Below are 18,235 nucleotides of genomic sequence, written 5' to 3'. Positions count from 1 at the left end.
GGTGTCTGAGAGGTCAACCTACGTAGTTTAACGGAGGCAGTTGAGACGTTTTTGTCGCTGAAATCTTTGGTTTAAAAAGGGGTTCAGATTGACTCAAACCCGCTGCATGGGTAAATAAACCCTGCTTTCCCGCCAGCTACTTTGAGAAGAGGCATTTCCGCTATGAGCAAAGCCAATCGGCCGCTGTCTCCGCACTTGCAGGTGTACCGGCTTCCGATGACGGCAAAGATGTCCATCACATTCCGTGCGATGGGTGTCGGCCTTGCCATTGGTTTCGTATTTTTGGCGTCCTGGCTGATTGGTGCCGGCGCCGGTCGTGATGCTTTTGAAGGCTATCACGGATTTTTCACCTCGTGGTTTGGTCTGCTGCTGCTGTTCGGTTGGACAGCGGCGTTTTATTACCACGCTTGCAACGGTATCCGTCACCTTGTCTGGGATACCGGTCGCGGCCTGACGAATGAGGGTGCTGCCAAAGGCAACCCGATCGTCCTTGGCGCGGCAGTTGTGCTGACCATTCTCACCTGGATCATCGGTCTGGCTTAAGGCCGGGCAAGAGGGGACAACTTGTCATGAAGATGCAATCCGATCTGGGCCGTGTCCGCGGTCTCGGTTCTGCCAAAAGTGGCTCTTCGCACTGGTGGACCCAGCGCGTGACGGCTGCTGCAAACCTTCCGCTCGGCATCTGGTTCATTGTTTCGATTCTTGCCGGGCATACGGCAGATTACGATGCCGTCCAAGCCTGGCTGGGCTCGTACTTCCATTCGACCATGATGATCCTGTTGATCGTCAGCGTTGCCGTGCACTTCACGCATGGCCTGCAGGTCGTGATCGAAGACTATGTGCACAACCGTAAAGCAGAAATGATCTCGCTGATGCTGATCAAGGCTGTGGCAGCCTTCCTGTCTGTCGCCGCGATCATTTCAGTCCTGCGTATCGTTTTTGCCGGAGCCTGAGCCAATGAGTGAATCTTATAAAATTATCGACCATAACTACGACGTCGTTGTTATGGGTGCGGGTGGCGCGGGTTTGCGCGCGACACTGGGTACGGTTGAAGCCGGCCTGAAAACCGCATGTATTACCAAGGTCTTCCCGACCCGTTCGCACACCGTTGCTGCCCAGGGCGGTATCGGTGCGTCGCTTGGCAACATGTCCGAGGATCACTGGCAGTGGCATATGTATGACACCGTCAAGGGTTCGGACTGGCTGGGTGACCAGGACGCAATCGAATATATGTGCCGTAACGCCGTTCCGGCGGTTCATGAACTTGAACATTACGGTATGCCGTTCTCGCGGACCGAAGATGGCAAAATCTATCAGCGTCCGTTTGGTGGCCACACCCGTGACCACGGCAAGGCGCCGGTTGAACGTGCCTGTGCAGCCGCTGACCGTACCGGTCACGCCATGCTGCATACCCTTTATCAGCAGTGCCTGAAAAATAAAGCCGAGTTCTTTGTCGAATATATCGCCCTTGATCTGATCATGGACGAAGACGGTTCGTGCAAAGGTCTGGTGGCCTGGGATCTGGATACCGGTGAACTGCACCGTTTCAATGCCAAGATGGTTATTCTGGCGTCTGGTGGTTATGGCCGTGCGTTCTTTAGCTGCACCTCGGCGCATACCTGTACCGGTGACGGTCATGGCATGGTGGCCCGTGCGGGTCTTGGCCTGCAGGATATGGAATTCGTTCAGTTCCACCCGACCGGCATTTACGGTTCAGGTTGCCTGATTACCGAGGGTGCCCGTGGTGAAGGTGGGTATCTGACCAACTCCGAAGGCGAACGTTTCATGGAACGTTATGCGCCGACCGTTAAGGACCTTGCATCGCGTGACGTTGTGTCGCGTGGTATGGCACAGGAAATCCGCGATGGTCGTGGTGTTGGCGAACACGGCGAATACATCCACCTGCATCTTGAACATCTCGGTTCTGAAGTGCTGTGGGAACGTCTGCCGGGCATTACCGAAACCGCGAAAATCTTTGCCGGTGTTGATGCGACCAAGGAACCGATCCCGGTCCTGCCGACGGTCCATTACAACATGGGCGGTATCCCGACCAACTATAAGGGCGAGGTTCTGCGTCCGACCGCCAAAGACCCGAACGCAATCGTTCCGGGCCTGATGGCGGCTGGTGAAGCAGCCTGCGTTTCGGTCCATGGTGCAAACCGTCTGGGTACGAACTCGCTGCTCGACCTTGTTGTGTTTGGCCGTGCATGTGGTCTGCACGCCGCAGAAGTCGTTGATGCCAAGGCTTCCTTCAAGGAGCTCAAGGCAACCGACGGTGAAGAAGCGGTTGAACGCTTTGATCGCCTGCGCTGGGCAAAAGGTTCGCGTCCGACCGCGGATATCCGTCTGGAAATGCAGCGTGTCATGCAGTCGAACTGCGGTGTGTTCCGGACCTCGGAAATCCTCAAGGAAGGCAAGGACAAGCTTTCTGAAACCGCCAAGACGCTTCCCGACGTCGGTGTTTCGGATCGATCCCTCATCTGGAACTCGGACCTGGTCGAGACTCTCGAGCTTGAGAACCTGATGACCTGTGCCGCCGCGACCATGAATTCGGCAGAAGCGCGTCATGAATCGCGTGGTGCACATGCCCACGAAGATTTCCCGAAGCGTGATGACGAAACCTGGATGAAGCACACGATTGCGACCGTCGACACCGACAAGGGCTATGGCGTTGATCTGACCTATCGTCCGGTCAACAACTTCACGCTCACCGATGAAGTGTCGTATATCGAGCCGAAAGAGCGCGTCTATTAAGGCGCGGCAAGAGAGGATTTGAGAGATGGTAGAATTCAATCTTCCCGCCAATTCGGTCGTCAAAGAGGGCAAGACGTTCTCTGCGCCGGCTGACGCGAAGAATGTCCGTGCGTTCAAGATTTATCGTTTTGACCCGGACAGTGGCGATAACCCGCGTACCGACACCTATGACATCGATCTGGACAAATGCGGGCCGATGGTTCTCGATGCGCTGATCAAGATCAAGAACGAGATCGACGCGACCCTGACGTTCCGTCGTTCCTGCCGTGAAGGCATTTGCGGTTCGTGCGCGATGAACATCGATGGCCGTAACACGCTTGCGTGCCTCAAGCCGATTGATGACATCAAGGGCGAAGTCAAGATCTATCCGCTGCCGCATATGCCAGTCGTCAAGGATCTGGTGCCGGATCTGTCCCAGCCCTATGCACAGCTCGCATCCATCGAGCCGTGGCTTAAGGCAGACAGCCCGACCCCGCCGGATGGCGAACGTCTGCAGTCGCGTGAAGAACGTGCGAAGCTTGATGGTCTGTGGGAATGCATTCTGTGCTTCTCCTGCTCGACCGCGTGCCCGTCCTATTGGTGGAACTCCGACCGTTACCTCGGCCCGGCTGTTCTGCTGCAGGCATATCGCTGGTTGGCAGACTCGCGTGACGAATATACCGGTGAACGTCTCGATGCACTCGAAGATCCGTTCCGCCTGTATCGTTGCCACACGATCATGAACTGTACCAACACCTGCCCGAAAGGCCTGAACCCGGCGCTTGCGATCACCGAAATCAAAAAGATGATCGCAGAACGCCGCGCCTAAGTGCTGGCAGTGTTGCCCTGATATTGGCGTTTAACGCCAGCGTGTTAAAGCCGCCGCGGATCAATGATCCCGGCGGCTTTTTCTTTTGGTCGCAGGATGTTAACCCCGCAATTACCCAAATGCGCTATGATGGCGTCTGGCTTTGTGCACCAGTATGGGAATGACAACCTTGTTTGACCGCCGCCCGTTTCATTTCAAATCAACGCGTTTCGTCGTGGCTGCTGGCCTGATGCTTGGCCTTGCGGCCTGCGGGAATACAGGATCAAAGTGGGAAGCGCAGGATATGTTCGCTGCACCCACTGAACAGAAGGTCGATGACCGTTATCGGGCGATGATTGATTTCAAGGCCATGGCGCGTGATGCGGCGGGCAAGGAATACGCCGCCGGGCCAAACGCCACGGTGATGGGGGCGGTTGAAGAAGCGGTTGCCATGTGCCAGCAGGCCAATGCGCAAGGGTGCAAGGCGGTTCGGGTCGGGTTGACCTGGGTCGATGGCCTTGATCAGTCATCCATTGAAAGCGTGATTTCGTCCTATCGCGATACCATGACGGCGGAGGCCTATCAGGCGGCAGGTCAAGGCAATATGGGGGCGGCCAACTGGCTGGCCTATCACTATGCAGTGCGCGGTGAAAACTTGCAGGAGGCCGAGCGCCTTGCCAAGCAGGCCTTGCAGGTTGCCCCGGATGATCCCGGTACGCTTGATACCTATGGCTTGATCCTTTATCGCCAGGGGCGCTATCAGGAGGCCGAAGACGTTTTTGTCCGCGTGAACAAGGCGATGCCCACGGCCGAGCATATTGCGCATTTCGCCGACAACGCGCTGGCGATGGGCAAGACCGAAATGGCGCGCGCAGCCTATCAAAGGGCATTGCAGGCTGGTGCCGGTCCGGTCCTGTCACAGACCATTCAGAAACGCATGCTGGCGTTGGATCTGAATGGTGGCGTGAATGCTGCCCCGTCCCCGGCTCAGTGATCGCTGTTCTCAATAGGGAAAGAAAAAGGCCGGGGGAAATCCCGGCCTTTGTTATTTCGTCACTTTATTTCGTTACGCCCAATCAAGGGTGATGACCTCGCCATCGACCAATGGCAGTTCGACTTCATTGAGGTTGTTGCCCGGCCCTGTGCGATCCACGATCAGAAAATCGCTGTCTTCTTCAAGCACGAGCAATGGGTGATGCCAGACGTTTTTGGCGTAGGTCACGCCCTGTGTGCCATCACTTAGAAACGCGCGCAGGTCTTCGGGTTTTGGCGTTTCGGTGCCCGACGCGACGACAATCAGGAACTTTTGGCCCGCAAGCGGGATGAAGGCCTGCGATCCCAGCGGGTGGCGTTCCATCATCTTGATTTCAATCGGCTTGGGCCGCGGTGTGCCACGAAAGATGCTGATGATCGGCGCGCCACCTTCGTCCCCGACATCTACGCGCGAGATATCATGAAACCTTGTGGTGGTTCCCTGATTGATCTTGTAGGTATCGCGCGCGGTGTCGGTCGAGATGACTTCGCCAAAGGGGGCGAAGGCCTCTGGCGTCAGGTATTCGATGGGAAGTTGCATCATCCTGCCCCGTTACGTCGTCGGTTTGCCAAGGATGCGCAAACGGCTGATGCCGCCGTCGGGGATCGAGTTCACGCGAAGATGGGTGACCGGACCATTGACGGTAAGTGCGGATGCATCAAATTCATGGATATGGTCCGCCTGCATCTTGCTTTCCGGCAGGATGGTCGACCAGAACATCGAACGTGCCGTGAGCGACTTGTCCTTTTCGCCATCAACATAGGCGCCCTGAATCGAGACACGGTCAGGGTAGTTGCCCTTGAAGTGGCAGGTATCGACGATGATTTTTTCGATCTCGCCGGGGGTGCCAAGTTCGACAATCAGCCATTCATTGCCCGGTTCGCGACGGCGACGGGTTTCCCAGCCATCGCCCATATTAACCCCGCGCCCGGGGGCGAGAATGGCATTCGGGTTGCCGTAATGGGCATCCGACCAGCCAACAACGACACCGCCATTGATCATCGCCGCCAGATCGACCTGTTCGCCCTTGGCGGCCATTTCCGTCCAGTCGCGGTTCGGGCGACCATAGACGCGCAGACGTGCAACGCCGCCATCGGGATAGATGTGCAGGCGGACATGGGTATAGATCGCATTCGACGTCACATCGGCATAGTGGTGCGCGCTGGCGCGAAGGCCCATGGGGGCAACGATTTCATGCCATTTGGTATCGTCGGTCGGATCGCCATCCGGGCAATAGCAGCCTTCAAGGGACCCGGCTGGCGGGAAGTTGCCGGTGAAATGACTGGTATCGATATCGACACCGTAAATGCGGCCCGATGTTGCCAGACGCACAACACAGTAATCGTGGCCTTCAACACGTTTGCGGCGGCTTTCCCAGCCATCCATCCATTTGCCGTGATCGTCATAACGGTCAGGATAAAACACCGCCTCAGCGGTTTGCAGCATACGCTGTTTGTCCGCGAAGAAATCATCGGTCGCAAAGATTGCCTCTGCGCCCAGACGTTCGTCGGCAAGATTAACAAACCGCCGTGCAAATTCCGGCATTTCGGTGTTTTCCTGATGGTTCATGGTGGTCTTATCCTGAATTTATCGTTTGTTATATGGTTATCACAGGTTCTGATGCTGTGTGTGTTCCTACAGCGCTTCGAGCCGCAATTTGGCAATGCGGTGGACCTGTTCGATCGCCTCGTTGAATTCGGTTTCCGCGTCGTTTTTTACACGCCGTTCAAACGCATCGAGAATGTCGGTGCGATGGAACCCCTTGACCGCAAAGATGAACGGAAAACCGAACTTATGTTTATAGAGCTCATTAAGCTCGGTAAAGCGTGCAAGTTCGTCGGGTGTGCATTGATCAAGCCCGGCACCCTTTTGTTCGCTTTGCGACGACGCGGTCAGATCGGCCAGCGCAAGCTTGCCAGCCAGATCGGGATGGGCGCGCAGAAGTGACAGTTTGTCATCATCAACCGCCCCATTGACGATGGCCGCCATGGCATCGGCAAGCGAAGCAGGGTTATCGAGGTTTTTGGTGATGCCGCGTTCATAAAGCTGATGGGCAACCCACGGAGAATGTTCGTAAACCCAGCCATACAGGGATACGAACGCGCTTTGCGCTAGCGTGCTGGGCGGGCGGGTTTCAAACAGGGATTTGGTGGTTTCTGTCATATCGACCTTGTGTTTTTTGATCGGCCTTAGCCGCCATGCGGGTGATGTTCGCGCCAGTGGCGGGCGATATCAATGCGCCGGGCAAACCAGACATTGTCGTGGCCTTGGACATAATCGACGAAGCGCTTGAGGGCTGCGAAGCGGCCCGGACGCCCGACCAGACGGCAATGCAGGCCGATCGACATCATGCGCGGGGTTTCGGTTCCTTCTTCGTAAAGGGTGTCGAAGCTGTCCTTGAGATACTGGAAATATTGTTCGCCGGAATTGAAGCCCTGCATGGCGGCAAAGCGCATGTCGTTGGCATCAAGGGTGTAGGGCACGATGAGGTGCGGGGTTTCGGTCTGGGTGCTCCAGAACGGGAGTTCGTCGCTGTAATCGTCGGCGTCATAGAGAAAGCCGCCTTCTTCAGCCACCAGACGCCGGGTATTGGGGCTGGTGCGGCCGGTATACCAACCCAGCGGACGTTCGCCGGTGACGTTCTTGATGATCTCGATCGCCTTGTGAAGATGTTCGCGTTCCTGATCTTCGGGCATGTATTGGTAATCGATCCAGCGATAACCGTGCGAGCAGATTTCGTGTCCGTCCTTCATGGCGACTTCACCGACCCTGGGATGGCGGGCAAGCGCCATGGCGACGGCAAAGATGGTGATCGGGATCTGGCGTTCACGGAACAGGTTCAGAATGCGCCAGACGCCGACGCGCGAGCCATATTCATAAATCGACTCCATGCTCATATGGCGGACACCTTCGCGCATGTCCGCCCCGATGATTTCCGACAGAAAAGCCTCGGACGCGCGATCCCCGTGCAGGATGCAGTTTTCGCCGCCTTCCTCGTAATTCAGCACGAACTGAACAGCAACGCGCGCCTTGTTCGGCCAGTTGGCCTTGGGCGGGTTTTCACCGTAACCAATCAAATCACGCGCATATTTCTGGTCGTTCATGCAAACCTTCTCCTGAATTCTGTGGGGTTGATCCCGTATGCCCGGCTTTGTTGTCGGGCCTGTTTGGTGTAGCATTAACCATCGGCCGCAGCGCAGCAAGAAAGAAACCTGCATATGCCGGGGCCGAAGACGTGCCGCACTATCAAGGCTGTTTTGATAATGTTCCTGGACGGGAGCAGGCTGGAGCCACGTTTTTCGCGGTCTTTCAAGGCATTTTGCCTGTGTTTCCGTTCATAGTGCCTGAAATGGGACTGTTCTTTTTTCAAAGAATTATTGATATAGTTTCACTTTATCCCCTCTTTCCCGAGGGTGGGTCCTAATGCGACCCTTTTTACATCGCTTAAAAAATGGTTCGGCACAAAAGCACAAACAGAATGCCGACCATCGGGAGAAGCGACCGCTCATAAAATGAGGGTCAGGACCAATTAATTTGATTGGAATGGCAGACGTTATATTTGTGAAATCCAAGGAAAAGCTCGCGGGGCGGGTTGGCATCCCGGCCAAGGGGTTTGACGCTGGAGTTTGCAAATATAACGTCTGTCCTTCGGATTAAACGGATTTGCACGGGCTACTTTGTCGCGAAACCTTGAAAGATTCGTATCTTCCTGCGGTTTTGCTCCGCGTATCCGCACAAATCTGTTTAACCATTCAAACCAAATTAATCGGTCCTGACCCTAGAACGAGAGAGAGGAGGCCCGGCATGGGACGACTGACCACCCATGTACTGGATACGGCAAAAGGCTGCCCGGCGGCCGGAATCCGCATTGAGCTGCACCGCTTTGGCAATGGCCATGACGACATGGTTGCCGAAGCTGTGACCAATGTTGATGGCCGTACCGATAGTCCGATGCTCGAAGGTGCCTCTTTCAAGCCGGGTCAGTATCAGCTTGTTTTCCATGCAGGTGATTATTTCGATGCCAGCGGTACGGAGCTTCCCGATCCCAAATTCCTGGATCAGGTCGTGATCCGCTTTGGCATTTCTGATGGGCAGGCGCATTATCATGTGCCGCTGTTGCTGTCGCCGTTTGGCTATTCCACCTATCGCGGAAGCTGAGAACAGACATGGCAAGTGCGACCACATCCTTCCGTTCTGATATCCGTTTCCTGCTGGGCGACGAGGAACGCAGCCTGCGCGATGTTGATCCGCAGATGACCGTGCTTGAATACTTGCGCCTGACTGAACGCAAATCAGGCACCAAGGAAGGCTGTGCCGAGGGCGATTGCGGCGCCTGTACGGTTGTGCTGGGCGAGCCGGATGGCAAGGGCGGAATGGCGTATCGCACGGTTAATGCCTGCATCCAGTTTGTGCCGACCCTTGATGGCAAGCAGCTTCTGACGGTCGAGCATCTCAAAACCACGGACGGCAGCCTGCATCCCGTACAGCAGGCGATGGTTGAGACCCATGGGTCGCAATGTGGTTTCTGTACGCCGGGCTTTGTCATGAGCCTGTATCAGCTGTGGCTGGATGGCGGAGAGGATGACCGGGGCGCGATCAATGATGCGCTGGCGGGCAACCTGTGTCGTTGCACCGGCTATGGCCCGATCATCGAGGCCGCGCGCAAGGCCGGTGGTGTTGCTGCCAATGACAGTGCCGAACAAAAACGCCGGGCCGATATTGCCACCAATTTGACTGCGATGGTCGAGGGTGAAGGCACGCTTGCGCTTGAACATCCGGCCGGGCGTTATTTCGCACCGCGTACGTCTGATGAATTGGCCGCCCTTCTGGTTGCCCATCCCGATGCCACCGTTCTGGCCGGGGGCACGGATGTCGGGCTTTGGGTGACCAAGATGCTCAAGCGGTTGGACCCGATCATCTATATTGGCGATGTCGATGATCTGAAGTCGGTGACCGAGGCCGATGATGCATTGGTGATCGGGGCTGGTGTGACTTATAGCCGCGCGCATGATGCGTTGGGCCGGGTCGCATCCGATGTTGGTGAGCTTGTGCGACGGATCGGGTCGCGGCAAATCCGTAATGCCGGAACCGTCGGGGGCAATATTGCCAACGGATCGCCGATTGGCGATACGCCGCCGGCCCTGATTGCGCTGGGGGCGAAGGTTGTGCTGCGCATGGGCGATGTGCGCCGCGAAGTGCCGCTGGAAGAATTCTTTATCACCTATGGCAAGCAGGACCGTCATCCGGGCGAGTTTGTCGAAAGCGTGATTGTGCCCAAACCGCAAAGCGGATTGGTGTTCAAGGCTTATAAAATCTCCAAACGCTTTGATCAGGATATCACGGCTGTTCTGGGGGCCTTTGCGATCAAGGTCGATGATAACGGCAAGGTTTCGGAATTCCGGGCGGCCTTTGGCGGTATGGCCGGGACGCCAATGCGGGCCAAGAAATGCGAAGCGGCCCTGATCGGCAAGGATTGGGATGAAGCCAATCTCAATGCCGCGCAACTGGCCCTGGCCAGCGAGTTTTCCCCGATGACCGACATGCGGGCATCCAAGGAATACCGCATGCTGGTGGCGCAGAACCTTTTGACCAAGCTGTTTATCGAAACCAGTGCGCCGGACATTGCCACCCGCCTTGTTGGCAAGGAGGCGGCCCATGTCTGATCAGGTTATGAAAACCGATATGGACGAGGTTGTGGCACCGACTGCGGGATTGAGTGGCGGTGTTCGATCCAGCTCAAAACATGATAGCGGCCCCAAACATGTGGCGGGCGAGGCGGTCTATATTGATGATATCAATGAACCGTTTGGCACCCTGCATCTGGCACCGGGTGCGGCGACCATCGCGCATGGCAAGATTAGCAAGCTGGACTTGTCCAAGGTCCGCACTGCACCGGGCGTGGTATGTGTTCTGACCGCCGATGATATTCCAGGTCAGAATGACGTTTCGCCAGCCCACACCGATGATGAGCCGGTTTTGCCCGATGGCATCGTGCAGTTTTATGGCCAGCCGGTCTTTTGTGTCGCGGCGGAAACCCGGGCACAGGCGCGCGCGGCAGCTCAGCTGGCCGAGATCGAATATGAAGAACTGCCCGCGGTTCTGGATGTTGCTGAGGCCCTGGAAAAGCAGCTTTTTGTCGCACCGCCACATGTGATGAAGCAGGGCGATGCCAAGGCGGCTTTGGCGCGCGCCAAGCATCGTCATGCCGGGCGGATGGACATTGGCGGGCAGGATCATTTTTACCTTGAAGGGCAGATCAGTTTTGCCATTCCGGGCGAGGATGGCGATGTGTTGCTGCATTGCTCCACCCAGCATCCGTCCGAGGTGCAGCACAATATTGCCAATGTGCTGGGCCGTCCGGCCAATGCGGTTACGGTCGAAGTGCGCCGCATGGGCGGCGGGTTTGGCGGCAAGGAAACACAGGCCATGCAATGGGCGGCACTGGCCGCCATTGTTGCGACCAAAACCGGACGTCCGGCCAAGTTCCGTCTTGATCGCGATGACGACATGGTCATGACCGGCAAACGCCATGATTTCATTGTCGATTATGATGTCGGCTTTGATGATGACGGGCGGATTTGCGGGCTGGATATCCAGTATGCCGCCAATTGCGGTTTTTCGGCTGATCTGTCGGCGGCGATTGCTGATCGGGCGATGTTCCATACCGACAACGCCTATTACCTTGGCGATGTCGAAATCCGGTCGTACCGCTGCAAAACCAATCTTGTGTCCAACACGGCGTTTCGTGGTTTTGGCGGGCCGCAGGGCATGGTCGCGATTGAACGCATCATTGATGAGATCGCCATGACCGTCGGGCGTGATCCGATGGATGTTCGTATTGCCAACTATTACGACACCAAGGATCGCAATACGACGCCATACCATATGGTGGTCGAAGATAACGTTCTGCCGGAACTGACCGACGATATCCTGAAAGCCAGCGACTATCGCAAGCGCCGCGAAGAGATTACGGCGTTCAATGCCGAAAGCCCGGTTTTGAAAAAGGGCCTTTCCCTGACGCCCGTGAAGTTCGGGATTTCCTTTACCACGACCTTCCTCAATCAGGCGGGCGCGCTGATCCATGTTTATCAGGATGGCTCGGTTCATCTGAACCATGGCGGAACGGAAATGGGGCAGGGCCTGTTTATCAAGGTTGCCCAGGTCGTGGCCGAGGAATTCCAGATCGACTTGGATCAGATCAAGATCACGCCCACCAATACCGGCAAGGTCCCCAACACATCGGCAACCGCAGCATCAAGCGGGGCGGACATGAACGGCATGGCCGCACGCGATGCGGCGATGACGATCAAGAACCGACTGATTGCCTTTGCCGCTGAGAAATATGGTGTAGCGGAAAGTACCGTGCGCTTTGTGCCGGGTAAGGTCATTGTTGGCGACAAGGATGAGCTGGCTTTTGCTGATCTGATCAAGCAGGCATATCTGGCGCGTGTGTCGCTGTCGGCCACGGGCTATTACGCCACACCGAAAATCCATTATGACCGCGAAAGCGCATCGGGTCGGCCGTTTTATTACTTTGCCTATGGCATGGCGTGTTCCGAAGTTTTGATCGACACATTGACCGGCGAATACAAGGTGACGCGGGTTGATATCATTCATGATGTCGGACGGTCGTTGAACCCGGCGATCGACCTTGGCCAGATTGAAGGTGGCTTCATTCAGGGGATGGGCTGGCTGACGTCCGAGGAACTCTGGTGGGATGATAAAGGCAGCCTGCGCACCCATGCGCCGTCGACCTATAAAATCCCGGCATGTTCGGATCGACCGGAAGATTTCCGCATGGAACTGTGGTCGTCCGGACGAAACGTTGAAAAAACCATTCACCGGTCGAAGGCAGTGGGTGAGCCGCCCTTGATGCTGGCAATTTCCGTGCATCGGGCAATTGCTGATGCGGTGGCATCGGTGACCGATCACAAGGTTGTCCCGGCCCTTGATACCCCGGCAACGCCCGAGGCGGTTTTGCATGCCGTGGCCGATTGCGCCAAGCGGATGATCGAAAAGGTTCATTCAGCACAATCGATGGCGGGGGAATAAGTCATGACCCTGTCGCGTCGCGATCATATCAGGCTGTTGTCCGAACCCGGTCCGGTGGTGCTGGTCAGCGTCGCGGCCATTCGTGGATCGACGCCGCGGGAAGTCGGCGCCTTTATGCTGATTACGCCGGATGCGATTTCGGGCACGATTGGTGGCGGCAACCTTGAGCATCAGGTGACGCGACGCGTGCGTGCAGGCTTCCATGATGGGGCCGACAAGATGGCCGTTGCCGAGATCGCCCGGTTCCCGCTTGGTCCCGGTCTTGGGCAATGTTGTGGTGGATCGGTCGAGGTTGGGTTTCATCTGTTGGGTGGCGTTGCCAAAGAAACATTGCGCACGGTTTTGCAAGAAATCGAGACCGCACCGAACCGTGCCGATGGCACGTGGGTGACGGTTCCGACCGATTGCAGCGACATCACGCGGGTCAGTGGTACGCATGCCAAGATGTTATCGGGCAGTTTTGGCGCCGCGCGTGGCGGGGTTGTGTCGCTAAACGGGTTGGAAATGCTTTGTTTGCGCCTTGATGACGCGCGCACACCGCTTTGGGTTTTTGGTGCAGGGCATGTTGGCAAGGCGGTTGTGCAGGCGTTGGCGCCGCTTCCGTTTGATATCCACCTGATCGATTCGCGCGAAGACTTTCTGGCGGATGTTGAAGGTGAAAATGTTCAGGTTTGTCAAAGTGATAAGCCCGAGGCGGAGGTCGCGGATATTCCCGCCGGGGCGCATGTTTTGATCCTGACGCATAACCATGCGCTTGATTTCGAGATCTGCCGGGCGGCTTTGGGACGCGATGATCTTGGTTTTGTTGGCATGATTGGCAGCCAAACCAAGCGTGCACGCTTTATCCGACGGCTTGAAGACCGGGGGTTGAGCCCGGTCGAGATCGGCCGTTTGACTACTCCGATTGGAATTCAAGGCATTACCGGCAAACAGCCGGTGGTCATTGCGGCATCGGTTGCCGCACAATTGTTGTCAGTGCGCGAAGCGCAGATGGCGAATACGCAAATGCCAAAATCCGCATCAGACGGGTTGGGCAACGGCTAGGGTCAGGACCTACTAATTTGATTGGAATGGCAGAGCTTATATTTGTGAAATACAAGGAAGATACCGCTGAACGGGTCGGCATCCCGTTCAAGGGATTTGACGCAGGAGTTTGCAACTATAAGCTCTGTCCTTCGGATCACTCAGATTTGCACGGACTACTTTGTCGCAGAACCTTGAAAGATAAATATCTTCCTGCGGTTTTGCTTCGCGTATCCGCACAAATCTGAGTGACCATTCGAACCAAATTAGTAGGTCCTGACCCTAAAGCCTTCTTTGAGGGCAGCATTAATGATAAAGGGCCGCACAATGACGGCCTGATCAGGCGGTTCGGAAAACCGGACCGGAGGTTTCGTAGAGGAGAGTTTGGCTGTGTGTGATGCCAAGGGCCATATGCGCCATGCCGTGGATTTGTCGCGGCAAAAGATGGATGAGGGATGCGGTGGTCCGTTCGGGGCAATCATTGTTCGCAATGGCGAAGTGATTGCCGAAGGGTGGAACAACGTCACATCCAAAAACGACCCGACCGCCCATGCCGAGGTCAGCGCAATTCGCGCAGCCTGTGAGAAGCTGGGAACATTCGATCTGTCGGGTTGTGAAATCTATACCAGTTGCGAACCTTGCCCGATGTGCCTGTCGGCGATCTATTGGGCCCGTCTTGACAAGATCTATTACGCCAATGGCCGCGAGGATGCCGCTGCCATCGGTTTTGATGATCAGTTCCTGTATGATGAGGTGGCAAAGCCGATCGAGGATCGTTCCTTGCCGATTATTCATGTCGATTTGCCCGAGGCGCGCGAAGTGTTTACCGCCTGGGATCTCAAAACCGACAAGATTGCTTATTGAGACCGTTTGATTGCAGTGCGTTATGCGGTAAAACCGCGTGTCGGGTGCAAGACATATCGCTAAATGGGGGTGGCAACAGTGACGTCAACGACCGGTGAAACCGGGACAGAAGCCATGAAGGGGGCAGGCCCTGCGCAGTTGGAAGTGCGCGGTGTGACCAAGGCCTTTCCCGGCTGTCTGGCCAATGACGATATCAGTTTCCGTATTGAGCCGGGTGAAATCCACGCGCTGCTGGGTGAAAACGGTGCGGGCAAAAGTACGCTTGTGAAAATCATCTATGGTGTTTTGCAGGCCGATGAAGGTGAGCTGATCTGGGAAGGCAAGCCGGTCACGATCCACAGCCCGCACGATGCCCGCGAAATGGGGATCGGTCTGGTGTTCCAGCATTTCTCGTTGTTTGAAACCATGACGGTGCTTGAAAACATTGCACTGGCGATGAATGACGTGCGCGATATGGATGCGCTGCGAAAGCAGGTGCTTGAGGTCGAAAAGACCTATGGCCTGCCGCTGGATCCGGATCGCCATGTTTATACGCTGTCGGTTGGTGAACGTCAGCGCATCGAGATTGTGCGTTGTCTGTTGCAGAACCCGAAACTTCTGATCCTGGACGAGCCGACCTCGGTCCTGACCCCGCAGGAAGTCGAAAAGCTGTTTGAGACACTGCGTCGTCTGGCCGATGAAGGCTGCGCGATCCTGTATATCAGCCACAAGCTGCACGAAGTGAAGGCGCTGTGCCAGAAGGCGACAGTGCTGCGCGGTGGCAAGGTTGTTGCGGGCTGTGATCCGCGCGAAGAGACCGCGAAATCAATGGCTGAAATGATGATCGGCCAGAAACTGACCGCACCGGACCGGGGCGAAGCGCGCACGTTTGGTGATGTGCGGCTTGCTGTTGCCGATCTGTCACTTGCCAGTGACGAACAGTTTGGCACCGATCTTAAGGGCATTAACCTTGAGGTGCGCGGTGGCGAGATCATGGGCGTTGCCGGGGTTGCCGGGAACGGGCAGAACGAACTGTTCCGCGCCCTTGCCGGTGAAACCGAACAGGAAGCCGCCCCGGACAGCATCAAGATTGATGGCACATCAGTTGCGCATTTCGGGCCGCGTCGCCGTCGTCGTCTGGGTGCGACGTTTGTGCCCGAAGAACGTAACGGCCATGGGGCGGTGCCCGATATGAGCCTGTCGGAAAACGGGTTCTTGACGGCCTTTCGCCGGATGGCGCTGGCGGCCAAGGGGCTGATCCGCGAAGTGCCGACCAAATCCTTTGCCGACAACATCATCAAGACATTTGATGTGCGCACCACGGGGTCAGGGGCAGAGGCCGGGTCGCTTTCGGGTGGTAACCTTCAGAAATTCATCGTCGGGCGCGAGATTTTGCAGGACCCGGGCGTTCTGGTGATTTCACAGCCGACCTGGGGTGTGGATGCCGGGGCGGCCAGTGCCATTCATCAGGCATTGCTGGATCTGGCAGCCAAGGGCACGGCGGTTTTGGTGATATCGCAGGATCTCGACGAGATTTTCGCCATTTGTGACTCTGTTGTCGTGATGGCGGAGGGCAAAATGTCCAAACCGCGTCCGATGGCCGATGTCAGCATTGAGGAAATTGGTCTGTTGATGGGGGGGCTTCATGATCTTGAAGGCAACGCGACCCCGGCGAACGACACGCAAGTAGAGGGAGGTCGCGTTGGTCAGGCTTGAACCCCGTCGCCAGCATTCCCAGGCGATGGTTTATCTGTCGCCGGTTCTGGCAATCCTTATGACGCTTGTCGTCGGCGGGATCATCTTTGCCTTTATGGGCAAAAACCCGTTTGATGCGCTTTATACGTTTTTCATTCTGCCGATCAATAACAGCTATGGCATTTCCGAGCTGTTTGTGAAGGCGACCCCGCTTGTCATTATCGGGGTTGGTCTTGCCATGGGCTTTAGGGCCAATGTCTGGAACATCGGGGCCGAAGGCCAGCTGACCATGGGGGCGATCTTTGGCGGTGGACTGGCGCTGTATTTCCATGACAGCGAAAGCATCCTTCTGATGCCGGCCATGTTTGTGCTTGGTGCGCTGGGCGGTGCATTCTGGGGGGCGATCCCGGCACTGTTGCGCACGCGCTTTAATGCCAATGAAATCCTGACCAGCCTGATGCTGACCTATGTCGCAACGCTGTTTTTAAGCTTTCTTGTGCATGGACCGTGGCGGAACCCGGAAGGGTTCAACTTCCCGGAATCACGCCCGTTCCCGGATGCCGGTTTGCTTCCGATCATCTTTGAAGGATCGCGTGTGCACCTTGGCACCGCCGTTGCGGTTCTGGTGGTGATTGCCGGTTGGTTGTTGCTGTCGAAATCGGTGATCGGGTTCCAGCTGCGCGTTGTGGGCAAGGCCCCGCAGGCTGCCCGCCATGTCGGGTTCCGTCAGAAACGCATGGTCTGGTTTACCCTGCTTTTGGGCGGTGCGCTTGCCGGTCTGGCCGGTTTGTTTGAGGTGGCAGGACCCATCGGGCAGCTTCAGCCATCCATCTCGCCGGGCTATGGCTTTACCGCGATCATTGTTGCCTTTTTGGGGCGCTTGCATCCTGTGGGTATCCTGTTTGGCGGTTTGATCATGGCGCTGACCTATTTGGGCGGGGAACTGGCGCAGATTACATTGGGCCTGCCCAATGCTGTGACCGGGCTGTTCCAGGGGATCTTGCTGTTCTTCCTGCTGGCCTGTGATGTTTTGACCAAATACCGCATTCGTTTCGGCTCTATCGCGGCAAAAGGGAGAACCGCATAATGGAATGGATTGTCCCATTTGTTCTGACGGTGATTACCGCATCAACGCCGCTTTTGCTGGCGGCAACAGGTGAACTGATTACCGAGAAATCCGGTGTTCTCAACCTTGGTGTCGAAGGCATGATGCTGGTGGGTGCGATTGCCGGTTTTGCCGTAACCGCGTCAACCGGGTCGGCCACTGTCGGGATTTTGGCCGCCGTTCTGGCCGGCGCCATGATGTCGCTGATCTTTGCGTTTCTCACACTCACCCTGATGGCCAATCAGGTGGCGACGGGGCTTGCACTTACGATCTTTGGGGTTGGATTTTCAGCCCTTGTCGGGTCGGGGTTTGTCGGCTTTGCGATTGATCCGCTGCCCGCCCTTGCCATCCCGGGCATCAGCGCCATTCCGATTATTGGTCCGATCCTGTTCGGGCAGGATTTTCTGGTTTACCTTTCGATTGCTGTTGTAATCGGTGTCGGGTGGTTCCTAGCGAAATCGCGTGCCGGTCTTGTTCTTAAGGCAGTTGGCGATTCCCATCATTCGGCGCATGCGATTGGCTATTCCGTGATCAAGATCCGTTACCTTGCCACCATGTTTGGTGGTGCGATGGCAGGTCTTGGTGGTGCGTATTTGTCGCTGTCCTATACGCCGATGTGGGCGGAAAACATGACCGCCGGTCGTGGCTGGATCGCATTGGCGCTGGTGGTGTTTGCCACCTGGCGTCCGGGACGTCTGGTTGCCGGGGCCTATATGTTTGGCCTGATTTCGGTAATGCAGCTTCATGCACAGGGGGCTGGCATTCATGTGCCCAGCCAGTTCATGTCGATGCTGCCGTATCTGGCGACTGTGATCGTGCTGGTGATTATTTCAAGCGACCGTGCGAAAATCAGACTGAATGCGCCAGCCTGTATCGGGCAGGCGTTCAGAGCCGCCCAATAGCGTTTGGTGGCTTTGTGTGCGGGACCGGAACACGCCAAATG

At 56.4% G+C, this 18,235-nt stretch carries 17 protein-coding genes; 13 read left to right on the top strand and 4 right to left on the bottom strand.

What is annotated here, in order from left to right; all coding sequences use genetic code 11:
- Positions 1 to 162: 162 nt before the first annotated feature.
- The 5 genes from sdhC (at position 163) to AUQ43_RS13825 (ending at position 4,535) form a co-directional block, all read left to right on the top strand.
- A complete protein-coding gene (sdhC, locus tag AUQ43_RS13845; RefSeq protein ID WP_062956812.1) occupies positions 163 to 543 on the top strand; it encodes a succinate dehydrogenase, cytochrome b556 subunit in 381 nt (126 codons plus the stop codon).
- 26 nt (positions 544 to 569) lie between these two features.
- Positions 570 to 953 carry a succinate dehydrogenase, hydrophobic membrane anchor protein gene (gene sdhD, locus AUQ43_RS13840; RefSeq protein ID WP_062956811.1) on the top strand — a complete coding sequence of 128 codons (384 nt, stop codon included), beginning with the start codon at positions 570 to 572 and terminating at the stop codon, positions 951 to 953.
- Between the two features lie 4 nt (positions 954 to 957).
- Positions 958 to 2,754 carry a succinate dehydrogenase flavoprotein subunit gene (gene sdhA, locus AUQ43_RS13835; RefSeq protein WP_062956810.1) on the top strand — a complete coding sequence of 599 codons (1,797 nt, stop codon included), beginning with the start codon at positions 958 to 960 and terminating at the stop codon, positions 2,752 to 2,754.
- Positions 2,755 to 2,779: 25 nt separating this feature from the next.
- Positions 2,780 to 3,562 (top strand): succinate dehydrogenase iron-sulfur subunit, encoded by a 783-nt coding sequence (locus AUQ43_RS13830; RefSeq protein ID WP_062956809.1) that lies wholly within the window; start codon positions 2,780 to 2,782, stop codon positions 3,560 to 3,562.
- 160 nt (positions 3,563 to 3,722) lie between these two features.
- Positions 3,723 to 4,535, top strand: a complete 813-nt coding sequence (locus AUQ43_RS13825; RefSeq protein ID WP_232310678.1) for a hypothetical protein — start codon at positions 3,723 to 3,725, stop codon at positions 4,533 to 4,535.
- 72 nt (positions 4,536 to 4,607) lie between these two features.
- Here the strand turns inward: AUQ43_RS13825 and AUQ43_RS13820 are convergent, their stop codons facing one another.
- From AUQ43_RS13820 to puuE, 4 genes are all read right to left on the bottom strand, one after another.
- Positions 4,608 to 5,117 carry an ureidoglycolate lyase gene (locus AUQ43_RS13820; RefSeq protein WP_062956808.1) on the bottom strand — a complete coding sequence of 170 codons (510 nt, stop codon included), beginning with the start codon at positions 5,115 to 5,117 and terminating at the stop codon, positions 4,608 to 4,610.
- Positions 5,118 to 5,126: 9 nt separating this feature from the next.
- A complete protein-coding gene (alc, locus tag AUQ43_RS13815; protein WP_062956807.1) occupies positions 5,127 to 6,143 on the bottom strand; it encodes an allantoicase in 1,017 nt (338 codons plus the stop codon).
- 66 nt (positions 6,144 to 6,209) lie between these two features.
- Positions 6,210 to 6,737, bottom strand: coding sequence for a 2-oxo-4-hydroxy-4-carboxy-5-ureidoimidazoline decarboxylase (uraD, locus tag AUQ43_RS13810; RefSeq protein ID WP_062956806.1), 528 nt, complete (start codon positions 6,735 to 6,737; stop codon positions 6,210 to 6,212).
- Positions 6,738 to 6,763: 26 nt separating this feature from the next.
- Positions 6,764 to 7,678: an allantoinase PuuE gene (gene puuE / locus AUQ43_RS13805; RefSeq protein WP_062956805.1), complete on the bottom strand. Its 915-nt coding sequence runs from the start codon at positions 7,676 to 7,678 to the stop codon at positions 6,764 to 6,766.
- Between the two features lie 700 nt (positions 7,679 to 8,378).
- Between puuE and uraH the strand changes: the two genes are divergently transcribed.
- The 8 genes from uraH to AUQ43_RS13760 all read left to right on the top strand — a co-directional run bounded on the left by uraH (position 8,379) and on the right by AUQ43_RS13760 (position 18,194).
- Positions 8,379 to 8,732: a hydroxyisourate hydrolase gene (gene uraH, locus AUQ43_RS13795; RefSeq protein WP_062956803.1), complete on the top strand. Its 354-nt coding sequence runs from the start codon at positions 8,379 to 8,381 to the stop codon at positions 8,730 to 8,732.
- Positions 8,733 to 8,740: 8 nt separating this feature from the next.
- Entirely contained in the window at positions 8,741 to 10,237 is a 1,497-nt protein-coding gene (xdhA, locus tag AUQ43_RS13790) for a xanthine dehydrogenase small subunit (protein WP_062956802.1), read from the top strand.
- On the top strand, positions 10,230 to 12,626 hold the full coding sequence (xdhB, locus tag AUQ43_RS13785) for a xanthine dehydrogenase molybdopterin binding subunit (protein ID WP_062956801.1): 2,397 nt from the start codon (positions 10,230 to 10,232) through the stop codon (positions 12,624 to 12,626). Before xdhA ends, xdhB begins: the two co-directional genes overlap by 8 nt.
- A 3-nt stretch (positions 12,627 to 12,629) precedes the next feature.
- Complete coding sequence (gene xdhC / locus AUQ43_RS13780; protein ID WP_062956800.1) at positions 12,630 to 13,670, top strand: xanthine dehydrogenase accessory protein XdhC; 1,041 nt, start codon at positions 12,630 to 12,632, stop codon at positions 13,668 to 13,670.
- A gap of 369 nt (positions 13,671 to 14,039) precedes the next feature.
- Positions 14,040 to 14,513, top strand: coding sequence for a nucleoside deaminase (locus AUQ43_RS13775; RefSeq protein WP_198157170.1), 474 nt, complete (start codon positions 14,040 to 14,042; stop codon positions 14,511 to 14,513).
- Between the two features lie 114 nt (positions 14,514 to 14,627).
- Positions 14,628 to 16,208, top strand: a complete 1,581-nt coding sequence (locus tag AUQ43_RS13770) for an ABC transporter ATP-binding protein (RefSeq protein WP_062957320.1) — start codon at positions 14,628 to 14,630, stop codon at positions 16,206 to 16,208.
- A complete protein-coding gene (locus tag AUQ43_RS13765; protein ID WP_114129769.1) occupies positions 16,195 to 17,274 on the top strand; it encodes an ABC transporter permease in 1,080 nt (359 codons plus the stop codon). The genes AUQ43_RS13770 and AUQ43_RS13765 overlap by 14 nt, the downstream gene beginning before the upstream one ends.
- Positions 17,274 to 18,194, top strand: coding sequence for an ABC transporter permease (locus AUQ43_RS13760; RefSeq protein ID WP_062956797.1), 921 nt, complete (start codon positions 17,274 to 17,276; stop codon positions 18,192 to 18,194). The genes AUQ43_RS13765 and AUQ43_RS13760 overlap by 1 nt, the downstream gene beginning before the upstream one ends.
- Positions 18,195 to 18,235 lie beyond the last annotated feature (41 nt).

The organism is Thalassospira sp. MCCC 1A01148 (assembly GCF_001613795.1).
In the GTDB taxonomy this organism is placed as follows: domain Bacteria; phylum Pseudomonadota; class Alphaproteobacteria; order Rhodospirillales; family Thalassospiraceae; genus Thalassospira.
The sequence above is the reverse complement of the archived record's forward strand: the minus strand, read 5'-3'. Positions and strand labels throughout refer to the sequence as shown.

Coding starts and splice junctions, on each gene's coding strand:
- uraH (WP_062956803.1), top strand. CDS start 8,379: ATGGGACGACTGACCACCCATGTACTGGATACGGCAAAAGGCTGCCCG.
- AUQ43_RS13760 (WP_062956797.1), top strand. CDS start 17,274: ATGGAATGGATTGTCCCATTTGTTCTGACGGTGATTACCGCATCAACG.
- AUQ43_RS13825 (WP_232310678.1), top strand. CDS start 3,723: ATGACAACCTTGTTTGACCGCCGCCCGTTTCATTTCAAATCAACGCGT.
- alc (WP_062956807.1), bottom strand. CDS start 6,143: ATGAACCATCAGGAAAACACCGAAATGCCGGAATTTGCACGGCGGTTT.
- AUQ43_RS13830 (WP_062956809.1), top strand. CDS start 2,780: ATGGTAGAATTCAATCTTCCCGCCAATTCGGTCGTCAAAGAGGGCAAG.
- sdhD (WP_062956811.1), top strand. CDS start 570: ATGAAGATGCAATCCGATCTGGGCCGTGTCCGCGGTCTCGGTTCTGCC.
- AUQ43_RS13820 (WP_062956808.1), bottom strand. CDS start 5,117: ATGATGCAACTTCCCATCGAATACCTGACGCCAGAGGCCTTCGCCCCC.
- AUQ43_RS13770 (WP_062957320.1), top strand. CDS start 14,628: ATGAAGGGGGCAGGCCCTGCGCAGTTGGAAGTGCGCGGTGTGACCAAG.
- sdhA (WP_062956810.1), top strand. CDS start 958: ATGAGTGAATCTTATAAAATTATCGACCATAACTACGACGTCGTTGTT.
- xdhC (WP_062956800.1), top strand. CDS start 12,630: ATGACCCTGTCGCGTCGCGATCATATCAGGCTGTTGTCCGAACCCGGT.
- xdhB (WP_062956801.1), top strand. CDS start 10,230: ATGTCTGATCAGGTTATGAAAACCGATATGGACGAGGTTGTGGCACCG.
- sdhC (WP_062956812.1), top strand. CDS start 163: ATGAGCAAAGCCAATCGGCCGCTGTCTCCGCACTTGCAGGTGTACCGG.
- puuE (WP_062956805.1), bottom strand. CDS start 7,678: ATGAACGACCAGAAATATGCGCGTGATTTGATTGGTTACGGTGAAAAC.
- uraD (WP_062956806.1), bottom strand. CDS start 6,737: ATGACAGAAACCACCAAATCCCTGTTTGAAACCCGCCCGCCCAGCACG.
- xdhA (WP_062956802.1), top strand. CDS start 8,741: ATGGCAAGTGCGACCACATCCTTCCGTTCTGATATCCGTTTCCTGCTG.